Origin of the sequence: Amycolatopsis sp. NPDC058986 (assembly GCF_042741125.1) — a bacterium.
In the GTDB taxonomy this organism is placed as follows: domain Bacteria; phylum Actinomycetota; class Actinomycetes; order Mycobacteriales; family Pseudonocardiaceae; genus Amycolatopsis.
On record NZ_JBHYJW010000002.1, the window covers coordinates 95,216 to 119,722 of the forward strand.

22 protein-coding genes are annotated in these 24,507 nt (G+C 68.9%); 9 read left to right on the plus strand and 13 right to left on the minus strand.

Features of this window, described 5'->3' with window-relative positions; translation table 11 throughout:
• Positions 1–5 precede the first annotated feature (5 nt).
• The 4 genes from ACFW0G_RS02345 to ACFW0G_RS02360 form a co-directional block, all read right to left on the minus strand.
• On the minus strand, positions 6–1,403 hold the full coding sequence (locus tag ACFW0G_RS02345) for a hypothetical protein (RefSeq protein ID WP_378322837.1): 1,398 nt from the start codon (positions 1,401–1,403) through the stop codon (positions 6–8).
• A gap of 611 nt (positions 1,404–2,014) precedes the next feature.
• Positions 2,015–2,878, minus strand: coding sequence for a class I SAM-dependent methyltransferase (locus tag ACFW0G_RS02350; RefSeq protein ID WP_378322838.1), 864 nt, complete (start codon positions 2,876–2,878; stop codon positions 2,015–2,017).
• A gap of 189 nt (positions 2,879–3,067) precedes the next feature.
• On the minus strand, positions 3,068–3,352 hold the full coding sequence (locus ACFW0G_RS02355) for a hypothetical protein (protein WP_378322839.1): 285 nt from the start codon (positions 3,350–3,352) through the stop codon (positions 3,068–3,070).
• A 356-nt stretch (positions 3,353–3,708) separates the two neighbouring features.
• Positions 3,709–4,128: a PPOX class F420-dependent oxidoreductase gene (locus ACFW0G_RS02360; RefSeq protein WP_378322841.1), complete on the minus strand. Its 420-nt coding sequence runs from the start codon at positions 4,126–4,128 to the stop codon at positions 3,709–3,711.
• A gap of 110 nt (positions 4,129–4,238) precedes the next feature.
• Between ACFW0G_RS02360 and ACFW0G_RS02365 the strand changes: the two genes are divergently transcribed.
• From ACFW0G_RS02365 to ACFW0G_RS02385, 5 genes are all read left to right on the plus strand, one after another.
• A complete protein-coding gene (locus ACFW0G_RS02365; RefSeq protein ID WP_378322842.1) occupies positions 4,239–5,003 on the plus strand; it encodes a helix-turn-helix domain-containing protein in 765 nt (254 codons plus the stop codon).
• 48 nt (positions 5,004–5,051) lie between these two features.
• The gene (locus ACFW0G_RS02370; protein WP_378322843.1) at positions 5,052–5,462 is read left to right on the plus strand and encodes a VOC family protein; all 411 of its coding nucleotides are present in this window, start codon (positions 5,052–5,054) and stop codon (positions 5,460–5,462) included.
• 347 nt (positions 5,463–5,809) lie between these two features.
• Positions 5,810–6,160, plus strand: a complete 351-nt coding sequence (locus tag ACFW0G_RS02375) for a hypothetical protein (RefSeq protein WP_378322844.1) — start codon at positions 5,810–5,812, stop codon at positions 6,158–6,160.
• A 141-nt stretch (positions 6,161–6,301) separates the two neighbouring features.
• Positions 6,302–7,258, plus strand: coding sequence for a TIGR04222 domain-containing membrane protein (locus ACFW0G_RS02380; protein ID WP_378322845.1), 957 nt, complete (start codon positions 6,302–6,304; stop codon positions 7,256–7,258).
• A 93-nt stretch (positions 7,259–7,351) separates the two neighbouring features.
• The gene (locus ACFW0G_RS02385) at positions 7,352–7,711 is read left to right on the plus strand and encodes a hypothetical protein (RefSeq protein ID WP_378322846.1); all 360 of its coding nucleotides are present in this window, start codon (positions 7,352–7,354) and stop codon (positions 7,709–7,711) included.
• Between the two features lie 22 nt (positions 7,712–7,733).
• Here the strand turns inward: ACFW0G_RS02385 and ACFW0G_RS02390 are convergent, their stop codons facing one another.
• Genes ACFW0G_RS02390 through ACFW0G_RS02405 form a run of 4 tightly spaced genes read right to left on the minus strand, consistent with a single transcriptional unit; the run spans position 7,734 to position 14,003 of the window.
• On the minus strand, positions 7,734–8,234 hold the full coding sequence (locus ACFW0G_RS02390; RefSeq protein ID WP_378322847.1) for a hypothetical protein: 501 nt from the start codon (positions 8,232–8,234) through the stop codon (positions 7,734–7,736).
• Complete coding sequence (locus ACFW0G_RS02395) at positions 8,234–12,112, minus strand: RHS repeat-associated core domain-containing protein (protein ID WP_378322848.1); 3,879 nt, start codon at positions 12,110–12,112, stop codon at positions 8,234–8,236. Before ACFW0G_RS02395 ends, ACFW0G_RS02390 begins: the two co-directional genes overlap by 1 nt.
• Complete coding sequence (locus tag ACFW0G_RS02400; protein ID WP_378322849.1) at positions 12,109–13,626, minus strand: PrsW family intramembrane metalloprotease; 1,518 nt, start codon at positions 13,624–13,626, stop codon at positions 12,109–12,111. Before ACFW0G_RS02400 ends, ACFW0G_RS02395 begins: the two co-directional genes overlap by 4 nt.
• Entirely contained in the window at positions 13,623–14,003 is a 381-nt protein-coding gene (locus ACFW0G_RS02405; RefSeq protein ID WP_378322850.1) for a hypothetical protein, read from the minus strand. The genes ACFW0G_RS02400 and ACFW0G_RS02405 overlap by 4 nt, the downstream gene beginning before the upstream one ends.
• Before the next feature lie 334 nt (positions 14,004–14,337).
• On the opposite strand from ACFW0G_RS02405, the gene ACFW0G_RS02410 reads away from it, so the two are divergent.
• On the plus strand, positions 14,338–16,395 hold the full coding sequence (locus tag ACFW0G_RS02410) for a PQQ-binding-like beta-propeller repeat protein (RefSeq protein ID WP_378322851.1): 2,058 nt from the start codon (positions 14,338–14,340) through the stop codon (positions 16,393–16,395).
• 80 nt (positions 16,396–16,475) lie between these two features.
• Positions 16,476–17,420, plus strand: a complete 945-nt coding sequence (locus ACFW0G_RS02415) for a methylenetetrahydrofolate reductase (protein WP_378322852.1) — start codon at positions 16,476–16,478, stop codon at positions 17,418–17,420.
• Positions 17,421–17,466: 46 nt separating this feature from the next.
• Here the strand turns inward: ACFW0G_RS02415 and ACFW0G_RS02420 are convergent, their stop codons facing one another.
• Complete coding sequence (locus tag ACFW0G_RS02420; protein WP_378322853.1) at positions 17,467–18,621, minus strand: hypothetical protein; 1,155 nt, start codon at positions 18,619–18,621, stop codon at positions 17,467–17,469.
• Between the two features lie 147 nt (positions 18,622–18,768).
• Between ACFW0G_RS02420 and ACFW0G_RS02425 the strand changes: the two genes are divergently transcribed.
• On the plus strand, positions 18,769–19,998 hold the full coding sequence (locus tag ACFW0G_RS02425; protein WP_378322854.1) for an FAD-dependent monooxygenase: 1,230 nt from the start codon (positions 18,769–18,771) through the stop codon (positions 19,996–19,998).
• A gap of 36 nt (positions 19,999–20,034) precedes the next feature.
• Here ACFW0G_RS02425 and ACFW0G_RS02430 read toward each other — a convergent pair whose 3' ends face one another.
• The 3 genes from ACFW0G_RS02430 to ACFW0G_RS02440 all read right to left on the minus strand — a co-directional run bounded on the left by ACFW0G_RS02430 (position 20,035) and on the right by ACFW0G_RS02440 (position 22,842).
• Complete coding sequence (locus tag ACFW0G_RS02430) at positions 20,035–20,847, minus strand: arginase family protein (RefSeq protein WP_378322855.1); 813 nt, start codon at positions 20,845–20,847, stop codon at positions 20,035–20,037.
• Positions 20,840–21,553 carry a GntR family transcriptional regulator gene (locus tag ACFW0G_RS02435; RefSeq protein ID WP_378322856.1) on the minus strand — a complete coding sequence of 238 codons (714 nt, stop codon included), beginning with the start codon at positions 21,551–21,553 and terminating at the stop codon, positions 20,840–20,842. Before ACFW0G_RS02435 ends, ACFW0G_RS02430 begins: the two co-directional genes overlap by 8 nt.
• 152 nt (positions 21,554–21,705) lie before the next feature.
• Positions 21,706–22,842 carry a serine hydrolase domain-containing protein gene (locus ACFW0G_RS02440; RefSeq protein ID WP_378322857.1) on the minus strand — a complete coding sequence of 379 codons (1,137 nt, stop codon included), beginning with the start codon at positions 22,840–22,842 and terminating at the stop codon, positions 21,706–21,708.
• A gap of 196 nt (positions 22,843–23,038) precedes the next feature.
• On the opposite strand from ACFW0G_RS02440, the gene ACFW0G_RS02445 reads away from it, so the two are divergent.
• On the plus strand, positions 23,039–23,788 hold the full coding sequence (locus ACFW0G_RS02445; RefSeq protein WP_378322858.1) for a MarR family transcriptional regulator: 750 nt from the start codon (positions 23,039–23,041) through the stop codon (positions 23,786–23,788).
• Between the two features lie 40 nt (positions 23,789–23,828).
• Here ACFW0G_RS02445 and ACFW0G_RS02450 read toward each other — a convergent pair whose 3' ends face one another.
• Positions 23,829–24,485 (minus strand): TMEM175 family protein, encoded by a 657-nt coding sequence (locus tag ACFW0G_RS02450; protein ID WP_378322859.1) that lies wholly within the window; start codon positions 24,483–24,485, stop codon positions 23,829–23,831.
• Between the last annotated feature and the right edge of the window lie 22 nt (positions 24,486–24,507).

Here is a 24,507-nt window from a genome sequence, read left to right on the forward strand (position 1 = left end):
CCTCGTCAGGGGACGACCCCGATCCTGAAGTGCACAGGCAACTGAATCGGTTGCTCGCTGCGCTCGGCGTGCACGAAGAGAAAACTGAGGTTCTCGCGATCGAAGACGCACGGCGGCGCACAGCCTTCGTCGATGTCTTCACTGGGATTGTCGATGAAGTACTTCAACTTCAGAACTGCGCTGTGGCCTGCGGAGATCGTCACGACAGGTTTCAGTGTTGCGCAGACAACAATGGTCACCAGGTCCTTCTGTGGGTAGTTTTCGTCCGGGAAACACTTGACGGGATTGCTGACTTTTCCGCCCTGTGCGACGGTCATCTCGACCTTTTTGAACCTGATCCCGTTGATCACGTTGGTATAGAACGTTCCCGGGTAGAAACCCGGAAGCCGCCCAGTGGTCTGCAGGGTGTACTTGACCGGCCGCTGGTCCCGGTTATACTTGGTCCATTTCGAATCCAGCAGCATGGTTTGCGTGGCGACGTGCCCCGTCTTCGACAGTACTACGTTTACCTTGTCCTTTTTCCCCGGGAGCTTGTGGTCCGTCCACTTGATGTCCGCGCCCCGGTCGCGGAGTTCTTCGGGGGTGCCGGGCGGGTCGTTAACCCAGTCCCGTGTGCGGGCTTCGAAGAAGCTCCAGATGTACTTGGCGAGGCTGTAGACGGCGAGACCCACGGCGATGACGGCTCCGGCCGGCGGGAAGGCCAACCCGATCGCGACGCCGGCGAGACCGACGACGGCCACGACACTCTGTTCGACGTTGCCGGTGGTGATGCCTTCCACCAGCGACATCAGATCACCCACACCCGGGACGAAGCTGGCCGCGATGTAGGCGACGGACTTCGCGTATTCGACCACGTTGCCCGCAGTCAGACCGCCGGCCGCGGTAGTGGCCCGCCCAGCCCAGTCGGCGAACTGGCCCCCCTTGCCGGTGAGCTGTTTCATCGCCGGGTTGTTGCTCAGCTTGGTCACCCGGTCCAGCACCTGAGCCACACCGGCGATGGACCGGGGCTGGGCGAGCGAGTCCCGTGCCGCCAGGTCCTCCTTGGCCAGTTTCTCCAGTTCGTCGACCTGCGCCTTGAGATCCGCCGGCAACCTGTCGACCTGCTCGGCCGTCAGCTCGTTGCAGACACGCTCGGGCAACGCCCCTGTCGAGCTCTCGTCACAGGCTTCCTCCGCGACCGTCTTCAGCTCTTCCGGAGTGCTCTTGAACATCCCATCGAACACGTGCGAGATCGGCGGCTGGGCGTCCTGTACCCCCGTGGCGTCAGTCGGCCAGGTCGCAGCGGCCGGGGACGCCGGAACCGTGGGCGTGGCGACCCCTGCCGTCGCCGACCCCGCCACGCCCGTCACGACCACCAGGGCCAACACCGCACAACGACGCGACACCGCCAGAAAAGAACGCATAAAGGCACAGTAAACACACCTGCCCCCCACCCGGAAGTCACACAAACAGCTCACCCATCAAACACCGACGAGCGACACCACACCACATGAATCGTGATCTCCCGTCCGCACAATCGAGTAGATACAACACACGGTGGGGAAATCCATCACACGCCGGCACGGTAGACGCGCGCCACGGTCAACAACGCGTGAACCTCTCAAACGGCCAACAGGAGCCGGTCCAGGCCGCGCTCGGGCACTACACCGAACATGTCTTGCAATCCCTCCGCAAACCCGGCACCCGACAACCCTCGCCTGCGGGAAACCCGTGCTCGGTGAACACGCGCGGGCGGGGAAGCTCCCGCCGTGAGCTTCCTGCCGGGGCTACCCCTGGAAGTTCCCAATTCGGCAAGTCGGCGAGTTCGGCAATCGCTCTCTATGCGACGAGAGAGCGCTCGGGCTGGCGGTCAGCCGTGCCGGTCGCCCGCTTCGAGGGGCCTCCTTCAATATCGGGCGTACCGGTCGAATGTTCATACAGGATGGCCCAGGACTCCCGAAGCCGGTCCAACTCAAGTCAACTGTTCGGTTGTCCGATGCGCACCGCCGACACCCCGGAATTGCGGGGCGAATCCTCAGCGGCTGGCCCGTATTATGCGGCTCGCGCGCAGTGACTGGGGCGGTTCGCCCGTGAATTCCGCGGATCCATCGAGGTAACCGGCAATAAGTTCTGCGGCGGAGTGGTCTTCGATGTCGATGAAGCCGAGGGAGCGCAGCTGTGCGGCGATGCCGTCGGGGGTGAAGTAGCTGAACCAGGGTTCGCCGGCAGCGGCCACCCGATTCGCTCGCTCTCGTAGCTGCGCACGATCCGCGTCGGTGTCCGCCGGCTGTAGGTAATCGAAAATCACCTCGACCGGCTGAGCTTGACCGGCGATGTATTCGAGGGTGGCGCGAGCGGTGTCCGGGGTCAGATAGAAGACGACACCAAGCCACACGAATACGGCCGGATCGGCCCGGACGAATCCGGCGGACTCCAGTTCTGTGGCCAGCGCGTGGGTTTCGAAGTCGACTGGCACAAAAGTCAACGTCTCGGGGTGATCGATACCGGCAGCGGCGAGGCGTTGGTGTTTCCAGGCTTGGGTAGCCGGATGGTCCACTTCGAACACACGCAGGCCCGGGTGTGGATTGCGGTAGGCGAAGGTGTCCAGGCCCGCGCCGAGGACCACGACCTGCCGCACGCCGGCAGACACGGCCGCGGCCACCCGGTCCTCGGCGAAGCGGGCCCGCGCGGCAAAGAACAGGCGGCGCGGCCGATAGCCGGCGCCGCTACCGGGGCGGTCCTCTGTGGGCTCGGCAAATGCGGACAGTTCATCGGCGGTGACACCGAGCAGACGTGCCGCAAGTGGGTCGGTGAGGATTCGTGGCCGGTCAGCGATCTGGTGATAGGCACGGGCATAAGCGGTCGCGAGCGCTGTCTGGCTGGGTCCCTCGTTATCCATGCTCACGAACCTACTCACGGCCACGACACGAGCACCGTGAACTCAGCCACGCCGGCCGGTCATGGCGACAAAGGATCTGCGGTTCTTCGACTTCCCGACCGGCTCCTGCCGCCGCCCTGGAAGAGATCAGCGTCCAGAGGTGGCCGCCTCCGGCCCTGATCGAGCTGACCGGGGATCCCAGGTTCCGGCTCAGCCCATCACCGTGCCCGAGTTCGCGGTGTTTCGGCTGCGCTTGCGAGAGAACGCACCCAGGTCGATCTCCAGGCCGGTGCGCGGGGCCCGGAACCGGACGGGCGACGCGTCGTGGTCGACGCCGTTCTCCACCTGGGTGATCAGCTCTGTCATCAGCTGCCCCACGACCGGCGCGTTCTTGAACTGGTTGCCGCTCGTTCCCATCGCGAGGTAGAAGCCCTCGAGTTCGGTGCGGTCGTAGATCGGAGTCCGATCGTCGGCGACGTCATAGACGCCCACCACGCCGCGCGCCCGGTTGGGCACCGCCAGGTCGGGGCCGCCGCGCGGCCCGCGTCACCTGAGCCGCGAAGACCGCCGCCGTCGGGTTCATGTCGACGGCGTCCGGGTCGCCGGTCCACTGCATCGGGTCATGCCGCTTATCGGTCATTCGGGAACGCGGCGTCCGCCAACCTTCAGCGCGATAACCTGTTCCACTTCAGTACTGCTGCCGGCTGCCATAAGCCTGGCAACGTGGGTGGTGCAACGCTGTGCGTCAGGACCGGCATTGACCAGTCCCTCCGCGTCGAGGGTCGCCCTGTGCGGTCGCCGCCCCGTTCGGTGAGGCCGCCTTGGTCGCCGCGAAGGCTTCCGCCCGCCGCTCATCGAGGCACGTTCGCCTCTATGACCTTCGACGGTGTCAGCCGCACCACGACCCGGGCTTCCTGACTGGGGTCGGGCTCCCACAGCTTCCCCGTGTAGGCCAGGCAGAGCTCGTTCATGAGTTCGGCTCCGCCCTCATCGGTCATCGTGACGGTGCCCCGGATCTCGACGTAGTGGTAAGGATTTCCCGGGTCATGCGCGAGCAGCGTAACCCGGGGGTCATGGGTCATGTCCCGCCATTTCTGCCTGCCACGAACGGTCACCATGAGCACGTCACCACCGTCACGGCGAACCCAGATCATGCTCGAATGCGGGGCCCCGTCCCCGCCCACGGTGGTGAGGGCCGAGAAGTACGGGGCCTGAAAGAACCGGGCGGCCTCGCCGCACAACCGCGCCGACGCGGAAATCTGCACTGCCATACAACCAGGCTTACCAGCCCGAGGCCCGTCCACGCCGGGCTCAGACAGCCCCGGAGATTCACGAGCTCGTTGGGGACACGCCCTAGTCGCTCGGCGCTACGATGCCGGACGTGGCGCTCGACCGGGTTGAGGACATTTCAGGGCTGGAGTACCGATTGTCGGACTCGCCCTATGTCGAGGGCGTGTATCGGGTGGCGCCGGATGGTGGGCGTGGCGGCTTCGCGCCGGAGCGCATGGTGTCGGTGGTGAACTCGAACTGGGAGTTGCTGGTGTGGGCATCGGACGGTGTCACCACCGTTTCGGTTCGTGGTCCCGAGACCCGGCCCACCGTGGTGCCGTTGGGTGGCGGGCTGGGCAGCACCTTCGGTGTGATCTTCCGGCACGGTGCCTTCCTGCGGAATCTGCCGGTGGGCGGGCTTGTGGACGGCAGCGTGTCGAGCCCGTGCACGACGCCGCGCTCTTTTCTGCTGCAGGGCAGCGAGTGGGAGATCCCCACCTACGAGAACGCGGAGACGTTCGTGGAGCGCTTGGTCCGGGCGGGGTTGCTGGTGCGGGATCCGTTGGTGACCGACGTCGTCGCCGGGGAGCGGCCTGTGCTGGTCACACCGCGCTCGGTGCAGCGCCGGGTCGCCGCGGCCACGGGCCTGACGCAGGGCATGATCCGGCAGATCGAGCGGGCGCGGCAGGCCACGATGCTGCTGCGGCAGGGCGTGGCCGCGACCGAGGTCGTGCATCTGGTCGGGTATCACGATCAGCCACATCTGGCGCGGTCGCTGACCCGGTTCGTCGGGCGGACGGCGACACAGCTGCGGCGGCCTGCCGCCGGCGAGATGGTGTCGCTGCTGTACAAGACCGAGGTCGAGGTACGTCCGTAGGTTCGAAGTCAGCCGGAAGGCCCGGCTACAAGAACCGAGGAGCCCCGCATGGCTTTCACACAGATCTATGTCAACCTGCCGGTCACCGACCTGGACGCGAGCACGTCGTTCTACGTGGCGCTGGGTGGTGTGCTCAACCCGCAGTTCACCGACGAGACTTCCGCGCAGGTCGCCCTCGGTGAAGTGGTGACCGTGCAGCTCATGACGCACGAGCAGTTCGCCCAGTTCACCTCACGACCCGTCGCCTCCGGTGCGATCGAGTCGATCCTCGCGTTGCCCGCCGAGTCGAAGGAGGACGTCGACCGGCTGGCCGACGCCGCCGTGAAGGCAGGCGGGTCCGAACCGCGCCCCCCTCAGGACATGGGCTGGCTCTACAACCGTGCCGTGGACGACCCGGACGGCCACAGCTGGGAACTGCTCTCCTTCGACGCATCGGCGATGCCCGGCACCCCGGAGTGACCTGCGGCTGACGCGCTGAGCACACGGGTCTGGAGCAGATCTGGAGCACACCCGCGATCACAATCACCATCAACCGCACCGAACGACAAGCAACTGCACCAGCCAACCAGCTGATTCTCTAAACCGCAGGTCAGCGACATTGGCGGACCTGGCTGGCAGACCTACCGGCAGCTCTTCGCGATCCCGTGCCGCTGTCAACGGGCCTTCGGACCGGCAAAAGTGGCGCCGGTTGGGTGCCAAGGTGGGCAAGGTGATCGGCAAGACCGATCGCGCGGTCGTGGGCCGGGACGAGCATTTCTGGCAGTTCGACGAGGCCGATCCGATAGCGGCCGCGAGCGCGCGCGGAGTTGCGGCGGATCGACGACGAACTGAGCGAGGTCGCGGACGAACTGGCCGATCTTCAGATCGGGAAGAACGCCGAGCCGGGGCTGACCGCCGCAGCCGTAACCGCCGCACGTGACATGCTGGTCCGCGCCGACGCCGACGTGGTTCCCGGCCGCGGCGGTCTGGCCGGATACACGGTCCAGGTCATCCGGCCGGCCGGCACGTTTCCCGGGAATCCGGAGGGGCGTTCCGGCAACTCGCTGACCGGCACTGTGCTCGGATCGGTTCTCCAAGCCAGGGACATCACCGGCGACGTGCACATCCACCAGCACCAAGTCGGCTGGTGGACACGAATGCGCCGCTGGTTCAGCTGATGGTGGGCGACCACGCCCATAGGTCATGCCCCGGGTTTCGCTGAGCGGTGTTGCCGGACCCCGTGCCACGGTGAAGGTGTCATCGGGATTTCATCGACGGTGCGTACGGTCGTTCGGACCGGGACGACCTGCGGTGGTGGTATGGACGAGTGGTGGCGGGTGCTTTGCCTGCTCACCTACGCGGTCGCGTTGGGGGCGGCCATGGTGTGGGCGGCGATGGTGCGGTGGGAGCTGCGCCTGCCGCGCCGCGCGGCGCCGTCACGGCCGTTGTCCATCGACGAGGTCGCCTACCTGCTCGGCGGAGCGGCGCGGCTGGCGGACACAGCCATCGTACGGCTGGTCGACCAGGGGACACTGCGCGTGTCCAGCAGTGGCTTGACCAGGGTCGCCGGCGCGGATCTGACCACGGCAAGGCAGAACCGGGTGGACGCGGCCGTGCTGCGCCGGCTCAGCCAATGGCGTCCGACGCCGGTCGCCGCTGTGTCACGGGACGCGGTCGGCGAACCCGAGTTCGCCGCGGTCCAGCGCGGGCTCGCCGGTCTGGGGCTGGTGGCGGGCGGACGGACGCGGCGTCGTCGCTGGCTACCGTTCGGGGCGGTGCTCGTGTTGTTCACGATCGGTGCGGTCCGGCTGATCGCCGAGGTCGGGCCACGCCGGCCGGAGGGATGGCTGATTGCCTGCCTCGCCGCAGTGGTGATCTCACCGCTGTGGTGGACGCGCGAGTCCCGTGGCCCTGGCATGCTCACCGGCCTCGGCCGTCGGGTGGCGACACAGGTCCGTGCCGGTGTGGCCACCGCCGGCCTGTGGAGCAGGCCGGCGGGCCTGGTCGCCCTGGGCGGATTGGGCGCCCATCCCGATCCCGAGCTGCGTACGCACTTGCAGTCCACGACCACCGAATACGCGATCCCGCGCGCCCCGCTGCCCTCGACAGGCCGGTCCGGCCCGGCCCCCTCACCCCGCCGGCCCAGCGTGCGCCGGACCGCGACCAGGCGCCACCAGGACCACTGGGGCGGCGGTTGCGGTTCCTACGGCGGGGATGGCGGGGGCCATGGCGGTCACGGATGCGGCGGCCATGGTTGTGGCGGCGGGGATGGCTGAACGGGTGCTGGACTACCTGCGTGCCGCGCCGGGCGTGTTCGACGTCCTCGACGTGCTCGAGCCCGGCTCCTCTGGACGTACGTGAGGAAACCCATGCCACACACCGACTTCAGCGGCGACATCACCACCAGGGACCACGAAATCATCGAGGAGATCCTCAGTGCGTGGCTGTCGGTACCCGGGCTTCGGATGAAGTCGCAACGCAGCCGGTTCGAAGTGTCCTATGAGGACGCGACCGTCGAGCTTTACTGTCACGAGGCCCGGCCCGCGACCGGTACGGGATATGGGTTCTTCCTGCTGGACGGCGGCCTCGCGTTACCGCGGGCCGAGGCGGCCGATCGCCTCGCGGCACTGGGGAGGCTGTGCGGCGATCGTGGGCTCCGCTTCGAGATCAGCCATGTCGAGGTCGACGCCGAGGGCAACGAACTAGGCGACGAATGGACAATCCGCTGAGCCGCGCCGCCATCAGGCGCGATCAACCATTTCCCCGCTTGCCTGAGAGCTGATCGGCAATGTCACGGACCCGGTCGCGGTCGTCGTGCCGGGCGGACTCGATGACTCGCCAGGACTCTTCGCCGCCTATAGCCATAAGAGCACTCAGCACCTTGAAGGCGAACTGGTGGAATTCATCGTCTTCGCGACGCCAGCTCAATGCACGTTCAAGCGACGGGACTGCCTTGGGGTCCCGGATATCCCCCAAGTAGGACACCACGTCTTCCGGGGCGTAGTCCGCCAGGCGACGATCAAGGACTTCATTCAGGGTATCGACATATTTTGCCGAGGGACGCGACCCGGCGAGAAAGAGGTAGGTCTGGAAGGCGTACCAGTCGTGATCGTCGAGGGTTTTCCGCAGCCCGGCCGCGATCAGGTCGTCGACGGGCTCGAACTTCGCCAGGAAACCGAGGTCGTCCCCCGGGCCGGCGTCATGCTCACGCACGACCCGATCGAACTCGGCCAGGTCGTCGACAGGCGCCATCACGGAAGTCCACCAACCTCGTAGTCGATCAGCTGACTGTTGAACATAGCAGACGAACCTTCACCTTTACCGCGAAGACCGTAGGTGACATGCCCACGTTCCGCCTTGACGTGGACCTCGTTCACATTTCCCTTCTGCAAAACCGGGAGCCCGTCGAGGCCTCGCTTGACCATTTCTCTCGACAAGCCCCTGTCGCGCGCGCCGCTGTCCAGAAGTTTCTGCTGCGTTCCCGGATTCGTGTACATCGTCACCAGGACGTCATAACTTCCCGCGTTGCTCTCATGAATCGCTTTTTTGAGGTAGTCAAGTTCCTGCGTGACGAAGCTCTCGCCATTCCTCGGCCAGATTCCCTGTTTCTTGAAGGATTCGAGTTCCGCCAGTGACATCGCCCGGTAGAAGATCTCCGACGGGTCGTTCGTGGCGGCCAGCCCGAGGGGGTCCGCCCCCGTGTGCGGGTTGTCCACGTAGGCGTAGGGATTCGGAGCCGGTTCCAGTCCCAGCGGGTCGGGGGTGAGATAGCGGGCGGTCGCCGGGTCGTAGTAGCGGAAGTAGTTGTAGTGCAGGCCGGTCTCGGTATCGGCGTATTGGCCGGGGAAACGCAGCGGACAGCCGGTGGCTTCGCCGGCGCCCCAGAGACCGGCGGCGTGGAGTCCAGTGAGGCGTCCTTCGGTGTCGACGAGGTCGGTGGGCATTCCCACCAGGTCCGTGACGATGGCGTGGAAGCGCTGGTCGATCCCTTGCTGTGCCGCGTCGAGGCCCGGGTACTGGCGCTGGGCGAGCGGCACGGGGGTGCCGGGCCGATAGTCCCAGACGGTCGTGGCCGGTGGAGCGTCGGAGGTCCATCGGACCTGCTCGGCCAGGTTGGTGCCGTCCCAGGCGAAGGTGGTCTGCTCGGCGACTTCGCCGCGGGAGCCGAGGCGCTGCTTGGCGATTCGCCTGCCGAGCGGGTCGTAGCGGTAGCGCCAGACCGCCCCGTCCGGGGTGATCGCCTGGGTGAGCCGATCGTCGGCATCCCATTCGTAGCGCCATTGCCGGGACTGCCCGGACAGGGTCTGGTGGGCTTTCCTGGTGAGCCTGCCCTGCGCGTCGTGTTCGTAGTGGGTCCGGCCCGCGTGGCGGATCAGGGTTCCGGAGTACTCGCGGCCGCCCTTGGCCTCGTCACCGGGTCCCGGCCATTCGCCGTGGGTGAGATTGCCCAGTGCGTCGTAGGCGTACCGTTCGGACCAGCCGTCGCCGTCCACGGCGGTGACCTGGCCGAGCGAGTCCAGGTCGAACTGCCGGACACCGGACTGCGCATCGCGGATCGCGGCGAGGTTCCCGTCCCGCCGGTAGGCGTAGGTGCGCTGCCGCAAGGGGGTGCTGCCGCCGGACGCGTCGAGGGCCCAGATGCTCTGCGCGGTCCTCCGGTCCGACGTGTCGAAGGTCTGGGTGACGGCCGCCGCCGCTCCCAGCCGCCGGGTGGTTTCCCTGCCCGCCGGGTCGTAGCCGAAGCGGAGCTGCCCGGCCGGAGTGGCCAGTTCGCTCGGGCGGCCCGTGGCGTCATGGCTCCAGACGGACGCCGCGCCGGTCGGTGTCGTACGCCGCACGCAGTGACCGCGCGGGTCGTACTCCCAGGTCGTCCGGAGGCCGTTGACGGTCTCGGACGTCACCCGCCCCAGCGCGTCGCGGGTGCGTTCGAGGGTCGCGTCGGGATTCCGGGCGCGAATCAGGTGACCGTTCGCGTCGTATGCGTAGACCGACGCCGCTCCCGAGTCATGCTGGGCCTCGACCGTCTTGCCGAGTGCGTCTCGCCGGTACCTGATTCGTTGCCCCACGCCGTTGACCCGCTCGACGAGCCGGCCGGCCGCGTCCAAGTGGTAGCCGAGCCGCCGGCCGTTGAAGTCGGTCTCACCGATCAGCCTGCCCGCCGCGTCCCGCTCGTAGCGCCAGATCAGTCCGGTGGGACCGGTTACCGACGCCAGACGGAGTTCGGTGTCATAGCCGAACTCGTAGCGGGCGCCATCCGGACCGGTTCGGGTCACCGGTCGAGAGAAGGGCCCGTAGGCGGTTTCGGCCAGCGCGCCGTCCGGATTCTCGTAGCCGGTCTGATTTCCCTCGGCGTCGTAGTGCCACCGCTCGACAGCGCCGTCGGGGTGGGTGCGGGAGATCAGCAGGCTTTCCGGGCTCCAGGCGAGAACCGTCCGGTTGCCAAGCGGGTCATGGCTTTCGGTGACCCGCCCGAAGGCATCGCGCACCAACCGCGTCTCGTTGCCCGCCGCGTCCGTGATCCCCAGTGGCAGTCCCGCCGGATCGGTCCGGACGCGCTGGACGTGACCCAGGGCATCGGCGACCGCGGTCAGCCGGCCACGCCGGTCGTAGGAGTACGCGGTGACCGCGCCCAGCGGGTCGGTCTTGGTCAGCAGGTTGCCGTGCGCGTCGTAGCTGTACCGCCACACCGCCCCGCCGGGGTCGGTCACCTGAACGGGCTGCCGGAACTCGTTGTACCGCGTAGTGATCGAAGTGCCGTCCGGCTGGTCGATCCGGACCGGGTCGCCGTGTTCGTCGAGGGTGTACCGGGTGGTGTTGCCGAGCTCATCGGTGTGGGCGAGCGGCCGGCCGCTCCGATCGGACTCGGTGAGCGTGCTGTTGCCCAGCGGGTCCACGACCCGGGTGATGTGGTGACGGCGGTCGTAGTGGTACTCGGTGCGCTGCCCGAGTGAGTCGGTGACGACGGTGACCCGGCGCAGCGGGTGGTACTCGAAGGCCGCCGACAGCGTCCCGCCGGGGCCGGTGCCACGGGTCACCCGGCCGGCCTCGTCGTAGGTGTAGTCGTACCGGTAGCCGAGGCGGTCGGTCCAGCTGGTGATCCGGTCCGCCTGGTCGTAGTCGTAGCGCAACGGCGCGCCGGACGCGTTGACGACAGTGGTGAGCCGTCCTCGCGAGTCGTAGCCGAAGCGTCGCAACAGCGTGCCGTGGTCGTCATGGGTGCCGTCGAGCAGCCGCAGCCCGGTGATGCGCGGCCCTGCCGGATGGTCCGCGGTGTCGACGGCCACGCGGTAACCGCCGGAGTGCTCGAACCCGACCGGGATGTCCGCCTTGCGGTGGATGGTGATGCGGTGGCCGTTGCGGTCGGTGAGGGAACCGAGCACGGCGATCGCGCGGTGGGACGAGGGAGTGAAGTGGCGGGTCCACCCGGTGTGCGGGTCTTCGACGCGGAGGGAGCCATCGGCTTCCCACACCAGCGGCCAGCGGGCGCCTTCGACAGGCAGGACAACCTGGCCCGGCTGCGCGGGGAGAGGGTAGCGCAGGATCTGCGCGTCGTCACCGAAGTACTGAATGCCCTGCGCACCGAGCTCAAGGCGTTGGTCCACAGTGGACGACCAGCCGGGCCCGTGCAACCGGCCGCCCTGGTACCCGGAGGCATACGCGCGCCGCAGCACGAGCGGCAACAGTCCTGGCAGGTCGGCATCGACCCCAGAGGTGATCATCTGCCCGGAAACCACGTCCACCGGGTCGCCACCGGTCCGGCAGTTGGTGTTGCCGTCCGCGGTCTGGCCGGAACCGGGGACCATCGGCTGTTGGGCGTCCGGGACGGCCGAGACGTCCGGCTGCGCACCAGAGGCCTCCCCCGGGCTGGGTATCCCACCCTGGAGGGCACTGGCGGCGGCAGCGGCCAGCGTCGCCGCGAGCGCGGCGGCACCGGCGACGATCGCCCCGGTCTGCGCCTGCCCCGCGCACGGGTCCACATTGGACATTCCGGGCAGCTCGGGGAGGCCGTTGTCGTAGCTGACGCCGGTGCATGGCACGTCGGCGGCAGCCAGGCCGGGGAAACCCAGCCACAGCGCGAACAACAGGCCACCGGCCACCGCGATCCGCCGGAGTACCACGAGCCACCTCATGACGCCACCCGGTACGGGGCCGTCGCATAGTGCCGGTGCTTCAGCCGCAGCACCTCATCGCGCAGTGTCTGCTCAGCCGGCGCCGACGGATCAGTCTCCCCGCGCGCCCGGTGCCAGCGGGCCATGCCCAGCCGCAGCTGCGCGGCGTACAACCGGCCGAGATTCTGGTAGCCGGTGAATCCGTTGGTGCGCAATGCTTTCAGCCGCAGGTAGAACCGGCGTGGCGGCCGGAGCAGTACGGGGACTTCGCCCGCGGTGATCGCGCCTGCCCCGGTCGCCGCCTCGGCGCGCAGTTCCACCGCGAGCCCCGCGGCCTGGTCTTTGAGTCCTCGCCGCAACAACAACAGATACAGCACAACCATCGGCCCTTGCAGCAGCAAGAAGGTCAGCGGGGTGAGCACCAGCATGTCGACGGTGCTGCTCGGCGCGAACCACTCCGCCTTGTGCCGGCTGACGTAGGCGATGAACACGTCGTTGGCGAAATGCCCGGAGATGGCCACAGCGAATCCACAGCCGATGGCCCGCACTCGCGCGCGCCGGTCGCGCAACTGGCGCGCGATTCCGAAACCCGCTCCGATCGCCGCGGTGAACGCCGTGTGGGCGGCCATCAGGCCCAGTGACTGGCGCAGGAAGTACTGCGTCGAGGCGCTCGCGCCATTGTGCGAACTCATGTATTGCGCGGTCTCCAGCAGGTTGAACCCCAGCCCGCTGGCGGCGCCGAGCACGATCCCCGAAACGACGTTGTCGATCCGGTCGCGCAGCAGGAAATAGACGATGGCGACTCCGGTGCCTTTGCCGATTTCTTCGAATACCCCCGCGGATACCCAGTTCCCGGTGGCCACGTCATGCTTGGCCTGCGCCAGCGCGCCCAGCGGATTCGCGGTGATGTCGGCCATGGTCGGGGAGAAGAAGCTGTTCGCGTAGTCCAGCCACCACTGGTTCATCGAACCGCCGAAACCCCCGCCCACCACCGCGCCCCAACCGGCCACGGCCAGCAGCAGCCACACCGGCAACCGGCCGAAGCGCTGCATGCGGTGCACTCCCCACAGCGCGTATCCTGTACTGGGCAAGCAGATCAGCAGCGCCCCGAGGCCCCCGGCGGTCATGTCCAGCAGCCAGACCGGGTACGGCAGCAGCAGCACGATCGCCGCCGAGGCCTGCCATCGCCACGTCCAGCGCGCGCGGACGGCCGGGTCGGGGAGCGTCTGCCCGCGCTGCCTGCCGACGAGGCAGATCACCGCGGCGACGGGCAAACTCACCACGTAGCACCAGAACGACACCTTGTACCAGCCGAACGACGGATACGGTGAGCCCGACAGCGGCGGGTTCAGCCACCCGACCAGCGCGTGCGCCTCCTCGCCCAAGGACGCCGGCCGAAGCATGTCGATGACCACCTGCGCCGTGTACAGGGCCGACAGCGCCACCGCGACGAGCAGGACCGCTCGCATCCGGGTATCCCTGGGGGCCGCGGCGACCGGCTGGTAGCCGGTGGCCGGATAGGCGAGCTGGTTCACGGCGACTCCGTCGGGAAATCGGTCGGCATGGGGACATCCGTCGGGAATCCCGAGGGCATCGGAATATCCGTCGGGAATCCGGAAGGCATCGGGATATCCGTCGGGAATCCGGAGGGCAGGGGCCCGCCCGTCGGGAAACCGGACGGGAGTGGCATGTTTGTCGGCAGCCCCGGCGGCATTCCCGGCATCTTCGGCAGCCGCGGGGTCCGGTCCAGCCCGAAGTTCACGATCAGGGCCACCACCGCCAGCGCCGCCGCGGCCATCGCGCACGCGACGAGCACCCGGTAATGCGGGGCACGCTGGTAGCCAGGAGGCTCCTTCTCCTCGCCGGGACCGGAGAACCCGGCGGCCGGAAACCCGCCCACCCGCACCACCACCTACCGTCGACATCCTTTTCGTCCCACAGGCCGGGTAGGTCCCGATCGCACCGACTGTCCACATCGGACCTCGGCGACCACTGCCGTACCTGCGAGGCACGCTAGGGAAAGTGGATGAAATCCCGATGACACACCACGGCCTGCCGCGGTGGGCGTGGCTACCGGGATTTCCGGGAACCGCCTTGTCATCCAGATGTCATCGGTGGCCGTTAGGTTGTCCGGCAGGTGCGGCGACGCCGTCCACCGCGCGAGCGGGCCAGTGGCCGGAAAGGCGAAGATGTCCTCGGGGGAAAATATCGGGCCAGCCCCAGGCGATGACCCGTCGCTGGCCGAGGTGGTAGCCGAACAGGGCTCGCTGCCGGCAGGCGCGGTGCGGGAACTGGCGGCGCGGCTGGCCGAGACGTTGGCGGCGGAGGCGGGTACGGCGCATCGTGGTCTGAACCCGAGCACCGTACGCATGACGCCGGACGGGCCACGACTGGACGAGTCTCCGAACCCGGCCGCGTCGCCCGATGCCGAGGGTGACCCGGGCTTCCTCTGCCCGGAACTGATCCTCGGCCGGCCGGCGACCAGCGCTTCGGATGTCTATTCGCTGGGCGCGGTACTCTGCTTCGCGGCGACCGGCTCGGCCCCGTTCGATTTCGGCGAGGTGACTACGGCCTATCAGCGCGCCGTGGCCCACCAGCGGATCGTGCACGAGGAGCCGGATCTGGCGGCCGTGCCCGACGCCGGGTTGCGCGTGCTGATCGGCGACTGCCTTGCCAAGGATCCGGCAGCCCGGCCCAGCGCCGCGGTGGTGGTCCAGCGCAGCGCGGTCGCCCCGTCGAGTTCACCGTCGCTCGAGGACGTGTTCGCCGTGCCGTTCGCGCCACCGCCGACCGGCCTTGTTCCATCGACGTACGACCCGCCGCCGCAGTACGCGCCCCCTTCCTTCACACCACCGTCTTCCGCGCCACCGTCGTACACGCCGAGCGTGCCGGCCGCGAAGCGTGGCCGGTGGGCGTGGATCACCGCGCTGGCTGGCGGGCTGGCCGTGGTGCTGGTCGCTGTGATCGCTCTGCTGGCGTGGCCGGGCGATCCGTCCTCGGCGCCGTCGCCGGCACAGGCCGGGAGGGCGGGCTTCGCCTGGTCGGTACCCGGCGGCCAAGGCGGCTCCTTCGTCAGCTTGTGGCGCACGTCCTCGCTCGTCGTAGTCGGTACCTCGAACAGCGGACTGGCCGCCTACGACGTCACGACCGGCGCGCAACGCTGGACGTGGAAGCCTCCCGAGAACGGGCACGAGCTTCCGCTCCTGTGCAACATGAGTCCGGGCACCGACGGCGGTGTCGGCGCGTTCACCTACGGCTATTTCCGCGACCAGCCCGGCATCGAGGACTGCGACCACCTCCAGACGATCGAAGTGGACACCGGCAAAACCAGGTGGGCGCAGCCGGTCAGCCTGGTGCTCGGCACGAACGCCGACGGCTTCCCGGACCTCACCGGGGGCACGGCGCTGTCCATCGGCAATGGCGTGGTGAGCGCGCGCTACGCCGGTGGCAACACCCGCGCGCACGGCGGCAGCGATCTGCTCGCCGCCGACGTGGCGACTGGGCAGGTGCGGTGGAAGACCGATGCCGGCGAGAACCCGATGCCGGGCGGCTGCCAGCTCAGCGGGCACGCCCAGGTGCTGCGTGGTCAGGTCTACGCCCTCGCGCAGTGCGACGCCGGGGCAGCGCCCGAACTGGTGATGCTCGGGGGTGTGGATTCGCCGACGGTGATCCGGGTGGCGCCGCTGGACGGCTGCCGTGCCGGTATCTCGTACAAGACGCTCTCCGGGGTACTGACCGGGGACACCCATCACCTGGTGGTCGGCTGTCACATGTCGACCGCGGGAGCAGGCACCAGGCTGTTCACGTTGGGGGCCGGGCGGCACTCGCTGACGCCGGTAGAGGTCTCCGGCGTCGCCGTCAACGCGGTCGGCTTCGAATACGGTGGTGCGCGGCCACCGGAGAACATGGTGCTGACCAAGGACACCCTGTACCTGCTCAACGGTGAGAACTCCGCGGTGAGCGCCCGGAACAACGGCGTCGCCGCCATCGACCCGGACACCGGCCGGATGCAGTGGACCAGCACCGTGGCGGGCTCGACCAACGTGACACTGCTGGCGGCCACCGAGTCCGGTGTGGACTTCGTGGCGGACGGCGGTGGCCAGCCCGCGCTCTACACCGCGACCGGTGGCGGCCAGCCCGCGAAAATCCGCGCCTTGAACGCCGAGCAGGCCAAGGCCTTCCCCGGTTCCACCGTCCAGCCCCCGCAGAGTGCGCGGGTCGGCGGCTACCTCGTCAGCGGATTCCCCGGGTCCTTGAGCGACAACGAGACCGTCGTCGGTGCGATGCCTGCCGAAGGCCCCTGAATCGCCGGAGCAGGTTGCCCCGCACCAGAGAATCCGATCTTCCGGAGCACGACCGGCGGGCGGCTGCTAGCTTCCGCGTCATGGTGGACCGCAGTGACAGCACGGCTTTCCGGACGCTGGTGACCAACGCCTCGAGCGGCATTCTCCTGTTCGGCATCACGCCGCCCCGCCTGAGCACCACTCCCGAACGGATCCGGGAGATCACCGCGGCCACCCTGGGACGGCTGGCCGACCTCGACGTGGACGGTCTGGCGCTCTACGACATCGACGACGAAAGCGACCGTAATCCGGCGGAGCGCCCGTTTCCCTACCTGCCGACCATGGATCCCGCCACCTACCATGCGGAATACCTCGACGGGTGGAACCGCCCCGCGATCATCTACCGGTGCGTCGGCAAATACGCCGAGGCCGAACTGCGGACCTGGCTGCGGACAGCGGATCCGGACCGGGTGCACGGTGTCTTCGTCGGTGCGTCGTCGAAGGACAAGCCGGTGCTGACCAGCCTGTCCGAGGCACAGGCCCTGCGCCGGGAAGTCCGTCCGGACCTGCTGCTCGGCGGCGTCGCCATCACCGAGCGCCCCGAGGAACATCTGCGACTGATCACCAAGCAGGAGGCGGGATGTGCGTACTTCATCTCGCAAGTCGTCTACAACGCCGACGCGGCGAAGAGCATGGTCTCGGACTACTTCTACGCCTGCCGCGAGCGGCGGCTCACGCCCAAGCCCGTCCTGTTCACGCTTTCGGTGTGCGGCTCGATGAAGACGCTGGCATTCCTCAAATGGCTCGGCGTCGACGTCCCGCGCTGGCTCGAGAACTCCCTGCGCCACGCGGACGACACGCTGGCCGAGTCCTACGAGCACTGCGTGGCGACCGCGCGGGACCTGGCCGCCTTCTGCCGCAAGCTCGGCATGCCGTTCGGCTTCCTCGCCGAGAGCGTGTCCATCCGCAAGGTCGAGATCGAGGCGTCGGCCGCCCTCGCCGGCGAGCTGAGCCGGCTGCTCGAACGCGACCGGCCGGCCGGGTGAAGCCACGCGGGAACACGCGATTGCCTGGTCCGGTGGTTACCACGGATCAGGCCGGCTCACGGTTCGGCGGACTCGACGTGGCGCCCTCGAGCTGGTCGGCAACCGGAGCGGCCCGCCGGTCCACGAAGGCGCACACGGTGATCACCCCGGCCAGGAAGGCTGTGGCCGCGGCGAGCAGCCGTGCCTCCGGGTAGCCGCCGGCCAGGAGATACGCCGGACCGGCGAGCACGGCGCCGCCGAGCAGCGCGGCGGCCAGTTCGCCGAGCAGCGCACGCCCTGGCGCGCGGCCGGTGCCGAGGACGAGCGCGGCCACGACGACCGTTACGCCGGCAACGGTGGCCAGTGCCGGAAGGCCGAAGTTCAGTCCGTACCGAATGGCCAGCGCTGGTACGAAGAACACCACGGCCAGCCACTTCGCCGAGCGGATCAGCACGGTCAGTCCCGGACCGGCGCGGCGGTCCGGGACCCGTCGGGCGAGCACGCGCGCCGGCACGAGTACCGCCGTGGCGATCACGGCACCCGGTAACACCGCGGGTACGTGGCCGAGGTTGTACAACAGGGCGCTGTCGTAGACGGCCAGCACGAGCCAGCCCAGTGCGCCGGCCGAGACGAGGAACAGCAGCAGATCCGGCAGCGACCGGACCCGCCTGCCGGTGTCGCCGGCGAACCGGGACACCCACAGCGGGACCGCGATTCCCGACGCCGCGCGGATCAGCAGATCCTGCTGGGTGGTCCATGGATTGCGCAGTTCCCACTCGATGAGGCAGAACGTGATCGTGTAGGCAACCGACGCGGGCCAGACCAGCCGCACCGCGCGCCGATACGCCCCGGCGTCAAGCCAGCGGCACACCGTCAGGTAGGCGAAGACGACGAACGGCAACTCCAGAAATGACGAGACCCGGAACAGGCTGACCGACAGCAGGCCGGGCTCGGGGAACCAGCCGGGTATCGGACCGAGGCCGGCCAGATCGAACCAACCCGGTGGGACGTAGCGGCTGATGAAGGTGGCGTCCCCGTGGTGCACGCGGTCCACGTAGACGGTGAACAACACCTGGTTGAGGTAGAGCAGCGCGATGACGGCGAGCAACCAGCGGACCGGGTTTCCCCGCCCCCGCAACGGCGTGCCGGACAGCCTCCTCGGGCGCCACACCGCGAATACGGCGGCACCCACGATCACCGCGCCAAGCACCAGCCGACCCACGACGCCAGGCTAGCCGCAACACCTTTCCGGGCTGGTGCGGCAACTTCGAGCGGCTGCTGAACTGCCGGCAACCATTGCCGGCGGACGGGGCCGCGAAACCACCGTACAATCCAGCCGGGTTCCGGACGGACGAACTGGGGGAGCACGGTGAGCGGTATCAGGGTGTTGGTGGCGGGGGCGAGCATCGCGGGGCCCGCGCTGGCCCATTGGTTGCGCCGGCGGGGAGCCGAGGTGACCGTGGTGGAGCGGGCTCCCGGGTTGCGCCCCGGCGGTCAGGCGGTGGACGCGCGCGGGGTGGCCAAAGAGGTCATCCGGCGGATGGGGCTGGCCGCGGCGGTGCGCGCGGCCTGCACGGACACCGCCGGCGCGCACACCGTGGACGTCGACGGGAACGTGCTGGAGACCTACCGCGCCGAGGACGACGGCGGCGACGGGTACATCGCGGAAATCGAGATCCTGCGCGGAGACCTGTCCCAGGTGCTCTACGACGACACCCGCGACAGTGTCGAGTACATCTTCGGCGACCGGATCGCCGAACTCACCCAGGACGCGGACGCGGTCGACGTGACCTTCGCGAGCGGCGACCGGCGGCGCTTCGACCTGGTGGTCGGGGCGGACGGGCTGCACTCGGCGTTGCGCGCGATGGTCTTCGGGCCGCGCGAGCGGTTCATCCGCCACCTCGGGCTCGTGCTGGCCTTCTACAGCGTGCCCAACGAGTTCGGGCTGGACCGCTGGTTCATCGAGTACCAGGACCAGGAGTCCGCGCGTTCCGCCGGCCTGCGGCCCATCCAGGACGCCACGCAGGCGATGGCCATGTTCGCCTTCCCCGCGGCCGAATTCGACGTCGACTACCGCGATGTCGAGGCCCAGAAGCGCCTGCTGCGCGAGCAGACGGCCGGCCTGGGCTGGCTGACCCCGCGCATCCTCGCGCACCTGGACGACACTCCGGACTTCTACCTCGACCAGGTCGCCCAGGTGGTGATGGACCGCTGGTCGAACGGACGGGTGGGGCTGCTCGGCGACGCGGCGTTCAGCGCGTCGCCGATGTCCGGGGCGGGCACCGGGCTGGCACTGGTCGGCGCCTACCTGCTGGCCGGAGAACTGGCCGCCGCCGAGTGGGACCCGGAGGCCGGGTTCGCGGGCTACGAGGCCCGGATGCGCTCGTTCGTCGAGGCCAACCAGGAGATCGGCCGCCTGCACGCGGAGAGCCGTGCCGTTCCCAGGCCGGACGCCGAGCCGGCCCCGGAGCCCGACATGGAGGCGCTCACCGCGCTGATCGAGCGCGCGATCAACGGCGTCGCACTGCCTGACTACACCGGGGTGCCGGACTCCGGCGCCCTGGCCGGACCGCCGATCGCTTCATCGGCCAGGCCGTAGGCCACCGCCTCGGGCGCGGTGTCGTGGTAGCGGCGGTCAGCTGCCGACGGGTTCGTGCCAGACCACGCCGGCGCCGAGTGCCGCGGTGAGGCGGGTGATCGCCTGGCGGGTGGCCTGGTCGCCGGCGTGCTCGGGGAGCCAGGCGCAGGCGAGGTAGGCGGCGGTGATGTCGGCGGTGGCGCAGGCGGCGGCCAGGCATTCCTCGATCCGTGCCAGGGAGGGGCCGGGGCCGGAGGGAAAGCGCGCGCCGGGCAGCTCGGCGCCGTCGATGACGTCGATGTCGAGGTGGAGGTAGACGGGGACAGGGCCGAGCCTGCCGAGGGCGGAGGTGATCGCGGCGGGGTCGGCGGGCACGCGACGGACGCGACTGGTGGTGAGGGCGGCGCTCTCGGCGGGGTCGAGGTCGCGGGCGTCGGCCAGTACGACGCTGGTATCGGGGACGGGTCGCAGGCCAAGCGTGTCGTCGAACAAGCCGGGCGTACGGCCGGTCAGCATGGCCAGTGCCATGCCGCCGAGGTAGCCGCTGGTCGATATGGCGGGCGTGTTGAAGTCGCCGTGGGCGTCCAGCCACAGCACGGCCAGGTCGCGATGACGGTGCTGCAGCCCGGCTACCGCCGCGCGGGTGGTGGGGCAGTCGCCGGAGAGCACCAGGGGTCTGGCGGCCCGCGTCACCGCGTCGCAGGCGGCCCGGTGCAGCAGGCTCATCCGGGCGGGGACGGTGCCGCCAGGAAGGACCGGGCGGACGACCTGGGTCGCGGTGGCGGGGATCGGGAAGGCCGGGATGTGCTCGTCGAGGTGCCAGGGCGTGACGATCAGATCCCACGCGCCATCGGTGCTGTGGTCAGCCACGAGGTGTCTCTCTTTTCTTCCGGTGGGCGAGCAGATCGAGCAGTCGTTGCAGTTCGGCGGCGCCGGCTTGCAGGTGTGCGGTGAGTTCCGCCCTGGCTTCTTCGGGGCCGCGGTGCAGCGCGTCCAGCAACTGGCGGTGGTCGTCCGCGGTGCGGCCGAGTTCACGGCGGGAGCGCTCGGCCAGCGCCAGGGCGAGGCGCTGTTCCTGCTGGAGCTGCTCGTGGAAGCGGCGCAGCCGGGGGCTGCCGGTCGCCGCGACCAGGGTGGCGTGGAAGAGCCGGTCACCGTCGAGCGCGGCGGCGGTGTCGCCGCGCTCGAAGGCGCGTTCTATCTGGTCGACCAGGTCGGCAAGGTTCTGGTAGATCACCGGGTCCCGGTGCTCGGTGAGGGCGTCGACCGCGGCCAGCTCCACGGCGGCGCGGGCCGCGTAGATGTCGGCGACATCCGGCCCGGTGATGTCCGCGACGACGATGCCGCGGTTCATCTGATAGCGCACCAGGCCCTCGCTTTCGAGGGTCCGCGCGGCCTCGCGGAGGGTGCTGCGGGAGACGCCGAGCTCGGCGGCGACGGCGGCTTCACGCAGCGGCGTGCCCGGCGGCAGCCGACCGGACAAGATGGCCTGCCGGACGGCTTCGGCGGCCTGCTCGGTGGTGCTCTGTCGCTGGATGCTCGCACCCAGGCCGGTGATCGGGTTCGTCACGGCCACCAGCCTCCTCCGGTGAAATCCGACCCGCCCCGCAAGATTGCCATATTGTCCGACAATCTGGCAAGACGCGCCTTGCAGACCGGATAACCACCTGGTCGACCAGTGAATCGCGGGAACCTTCGTTCTCACCGGCCCGGCGCCTCCCTCACGCGTCACGCGCCGAGGGAAACCCCGAATCCCGCTTCGTAGATCCTGCGGAGGACTTCCCAGGACAGTAATTCGATGTTGGTCTGGACGGAGATGACGTGCTCGCCGTCGGCGGTGCTCACCGTGAAGAACATGGATCCCCAGTAGCTGCCGCCCACGCCGCGCAGCGTCCGGCCGCCGGTGGCCGCTTTGTCGAACTCGAACAGGCCGAGGCCGTATCGGGTGTGCGGCAACCAGTTGGCGCCTTCGGTGGAGACCGTGGTCCACATCTGGCGGTGCTGGGCCGGCGGCAGCAGGGTGCCGCTCGCCAGCGCCCCGACGGCACGGATCATGTCGCCGGTGGTGGAGACGATGTTGCCGGGGAGCCATGAGGTGGTGAACTCGGTGACGTCGAGCGGCTCGAGTCCGGGATCCTCGAGCAGCGACTCCCAGTTCTCCCCGGTGACCGCGGACATGTCGGTGCCGTCCTTGAAGAACTGCCGGGAATACGCGCGCGGGTGGGGCTCGCGGTAGCCCCGCTCCCCGTGCGGTCGCACGTAGGTGTGGGTCAGGCCGAGCGGCCGGAAGACCCTGCGTTCGACCTCCTCGGCGAAGCTGTTGCCGGTGATCTTCCCGATCATCGCCTCTGCGAGGTAGAAGCCGCCGTTGGCGTACCGGAAGCGCTCGCCTGGCTCGCCGACCGGCGGCTGGGAGACCGTCATCCTCAACAGGTCCTCGGTGGTGAATTCGTCGAAGCGATGCTCGAGGAACGCGGCACGGGTGGCGTATCGATCGGTCAGTTCCGGCGCCAGCCCGGTGGCGAACAGGCCACCGGTGTTGCTGAGCAGATGCCGGATGGTGATCTTGTCGCCGTCGTAGCCGTTGACGTCCAGCACGCCCGGCAGCCACGTGTTCACCGGGTCGTCGATGCTCAGCCTGCCCTCGGCCTCGAGAGCCAGGAACACCGTGGCCATGAATGCCTTGCCGCCGCTGCCGATCTGCGCGTGCTCCCCCGGTTGGCGGCGGGCGCCGGTCCTGAGGTCGGCCACGCCCGCGGTGCCGAACCAGGTCCGGCTCCCGTCCTTGACGTCGACGACGATGCCGGGGACGCCGACCTCGGCCACAGCCCAGTCGAGTACCTGCTGGATATCGGTGTTGGTCATGCCGTTGCCTTTGCGTTGCGAACATTTCTGATATCAAAAAAGTTACGTTGCATACACGATCCGGTCAATCAGCTTCTCCTGATGCAATGACCAAATTCGCAGGTCAAATACCATGATTCGTTGCACGGCTCTGTCGGCTAATGCAATGGCTGTGTTGCGTTAGAATGCTCCAGCGTCGAGGAGTCAGGGGGAGAAAATGGCCGGCGAAAGACTCACCAGGCAGGACCGGCGGCAGATCGCCGCGGGACTGCGGGACGGGCTGACCTACGCCGCGATAGGCCGCGGCATCGGGCGGCCGACCTCGACCGTCACCCGTGAGGTGATGCGCAACGGCGGGCCGGGCGGCTACCGCGTCGACCAGGCCCACCGCGCCGGCACACGCCACGTGCGCGGCCGCAAGACCACTCCGCCGGCTCCGGCACCGCGAGGTGCCGACCTCGGCGGGCGCGACCCGCGGATCGTGAACGGGGTGGCCGCGCACAGCACGGAACTGTTCGTCCAAACAGGACTCCCGAGGATGATGGCCAGGGTGCTCTCCGCGCTCCTCACCACCGACAGCGGCAGCCTCACCTCGGCCGATCTCGTGCGACGCCTGCGCGTCAGCCCCGCCTCCGTCTCCAAGGCCGTCGGCTACCTGGAGGCAAGGGAAATCGTCAAACGCGAGCGCGACCCCCGCCGCCGGGCGGAACGCTACGTGGTCGACGAAGACATGTGGTTCCAAGCCATCATGGCCAGCGCGCGCATCGACACCCAGATCGCCGCCGCCTGCGAGGCGGGCGCCCGGAGACTCGGCGCCACCACCCCCGCGGGCGTCCGGCTGGAGAACATGAGCCAGTTCCTCCGCCGCGTCAGCGACGACCTGACCCGCTCGGCCCGGCACTGGCGCCAGGTCTACGCCACCCACCCGCCTGCCAGGACCGGTGACGAGTCCACGGCCGAGGGGTGAGCGCGCGTTCGGTGTGCCGCGGCCGGGCGATCCTGCGCAGTCACCGGGCGGCGTGGTTCTGGATGTGGCGGGCGGCGGTGAGCACGATCGGTGCGGCGAGCCAGCACAGGTAGGCGCCGGTGTTGGTGGTCAGGAACGAGACGGGGATAGAGACTGCGAACACGATGGCCAGGCAGACGCTGCGCACCAGGCTCTGAGCGAACACCCGGGGCGGGATGTCGGTGCGGTACAGGTGTTCGCGCCGGACCTCCCGGATGATCAGCGCGAACGACGCGGACGCCAGGACCTGCACGATCGCATACAGGCTGAACCGGGGCGGGAACGCACCGGCCGCGGTGATCACCCGGGTCGCGAACGGCATCAGGACCTGCATGAACAGCCAGGCCAGGGTGAGGCTGGTCAGGCGGCTGCTCAGCGAGCCGACATGACGGAAGATCTCGTGGTGGGCCCGCCAATGCGCGGCGATCACCACGAAGCTGAGCGCGAAGGCCAGGTACTCCTTCCCGTGCTCCCCCACCGAACCCAGCATCGCGCCGGTGGTGTCGCCGGTGGGAACGGGGAGTTCCAGCGCCAGCAGGGTGAGCGCGATCGCGATCACCGCGTCGACGAACATCGTGAGCCGCTTGGCAGCCTCCGCCCGCACCTCACCGGTCTCGCCGATCTCGCCGCCGGGTGTGTGGCTGACAGGAGTCGCCATGATGAGAACCAGCTCCCCCGGT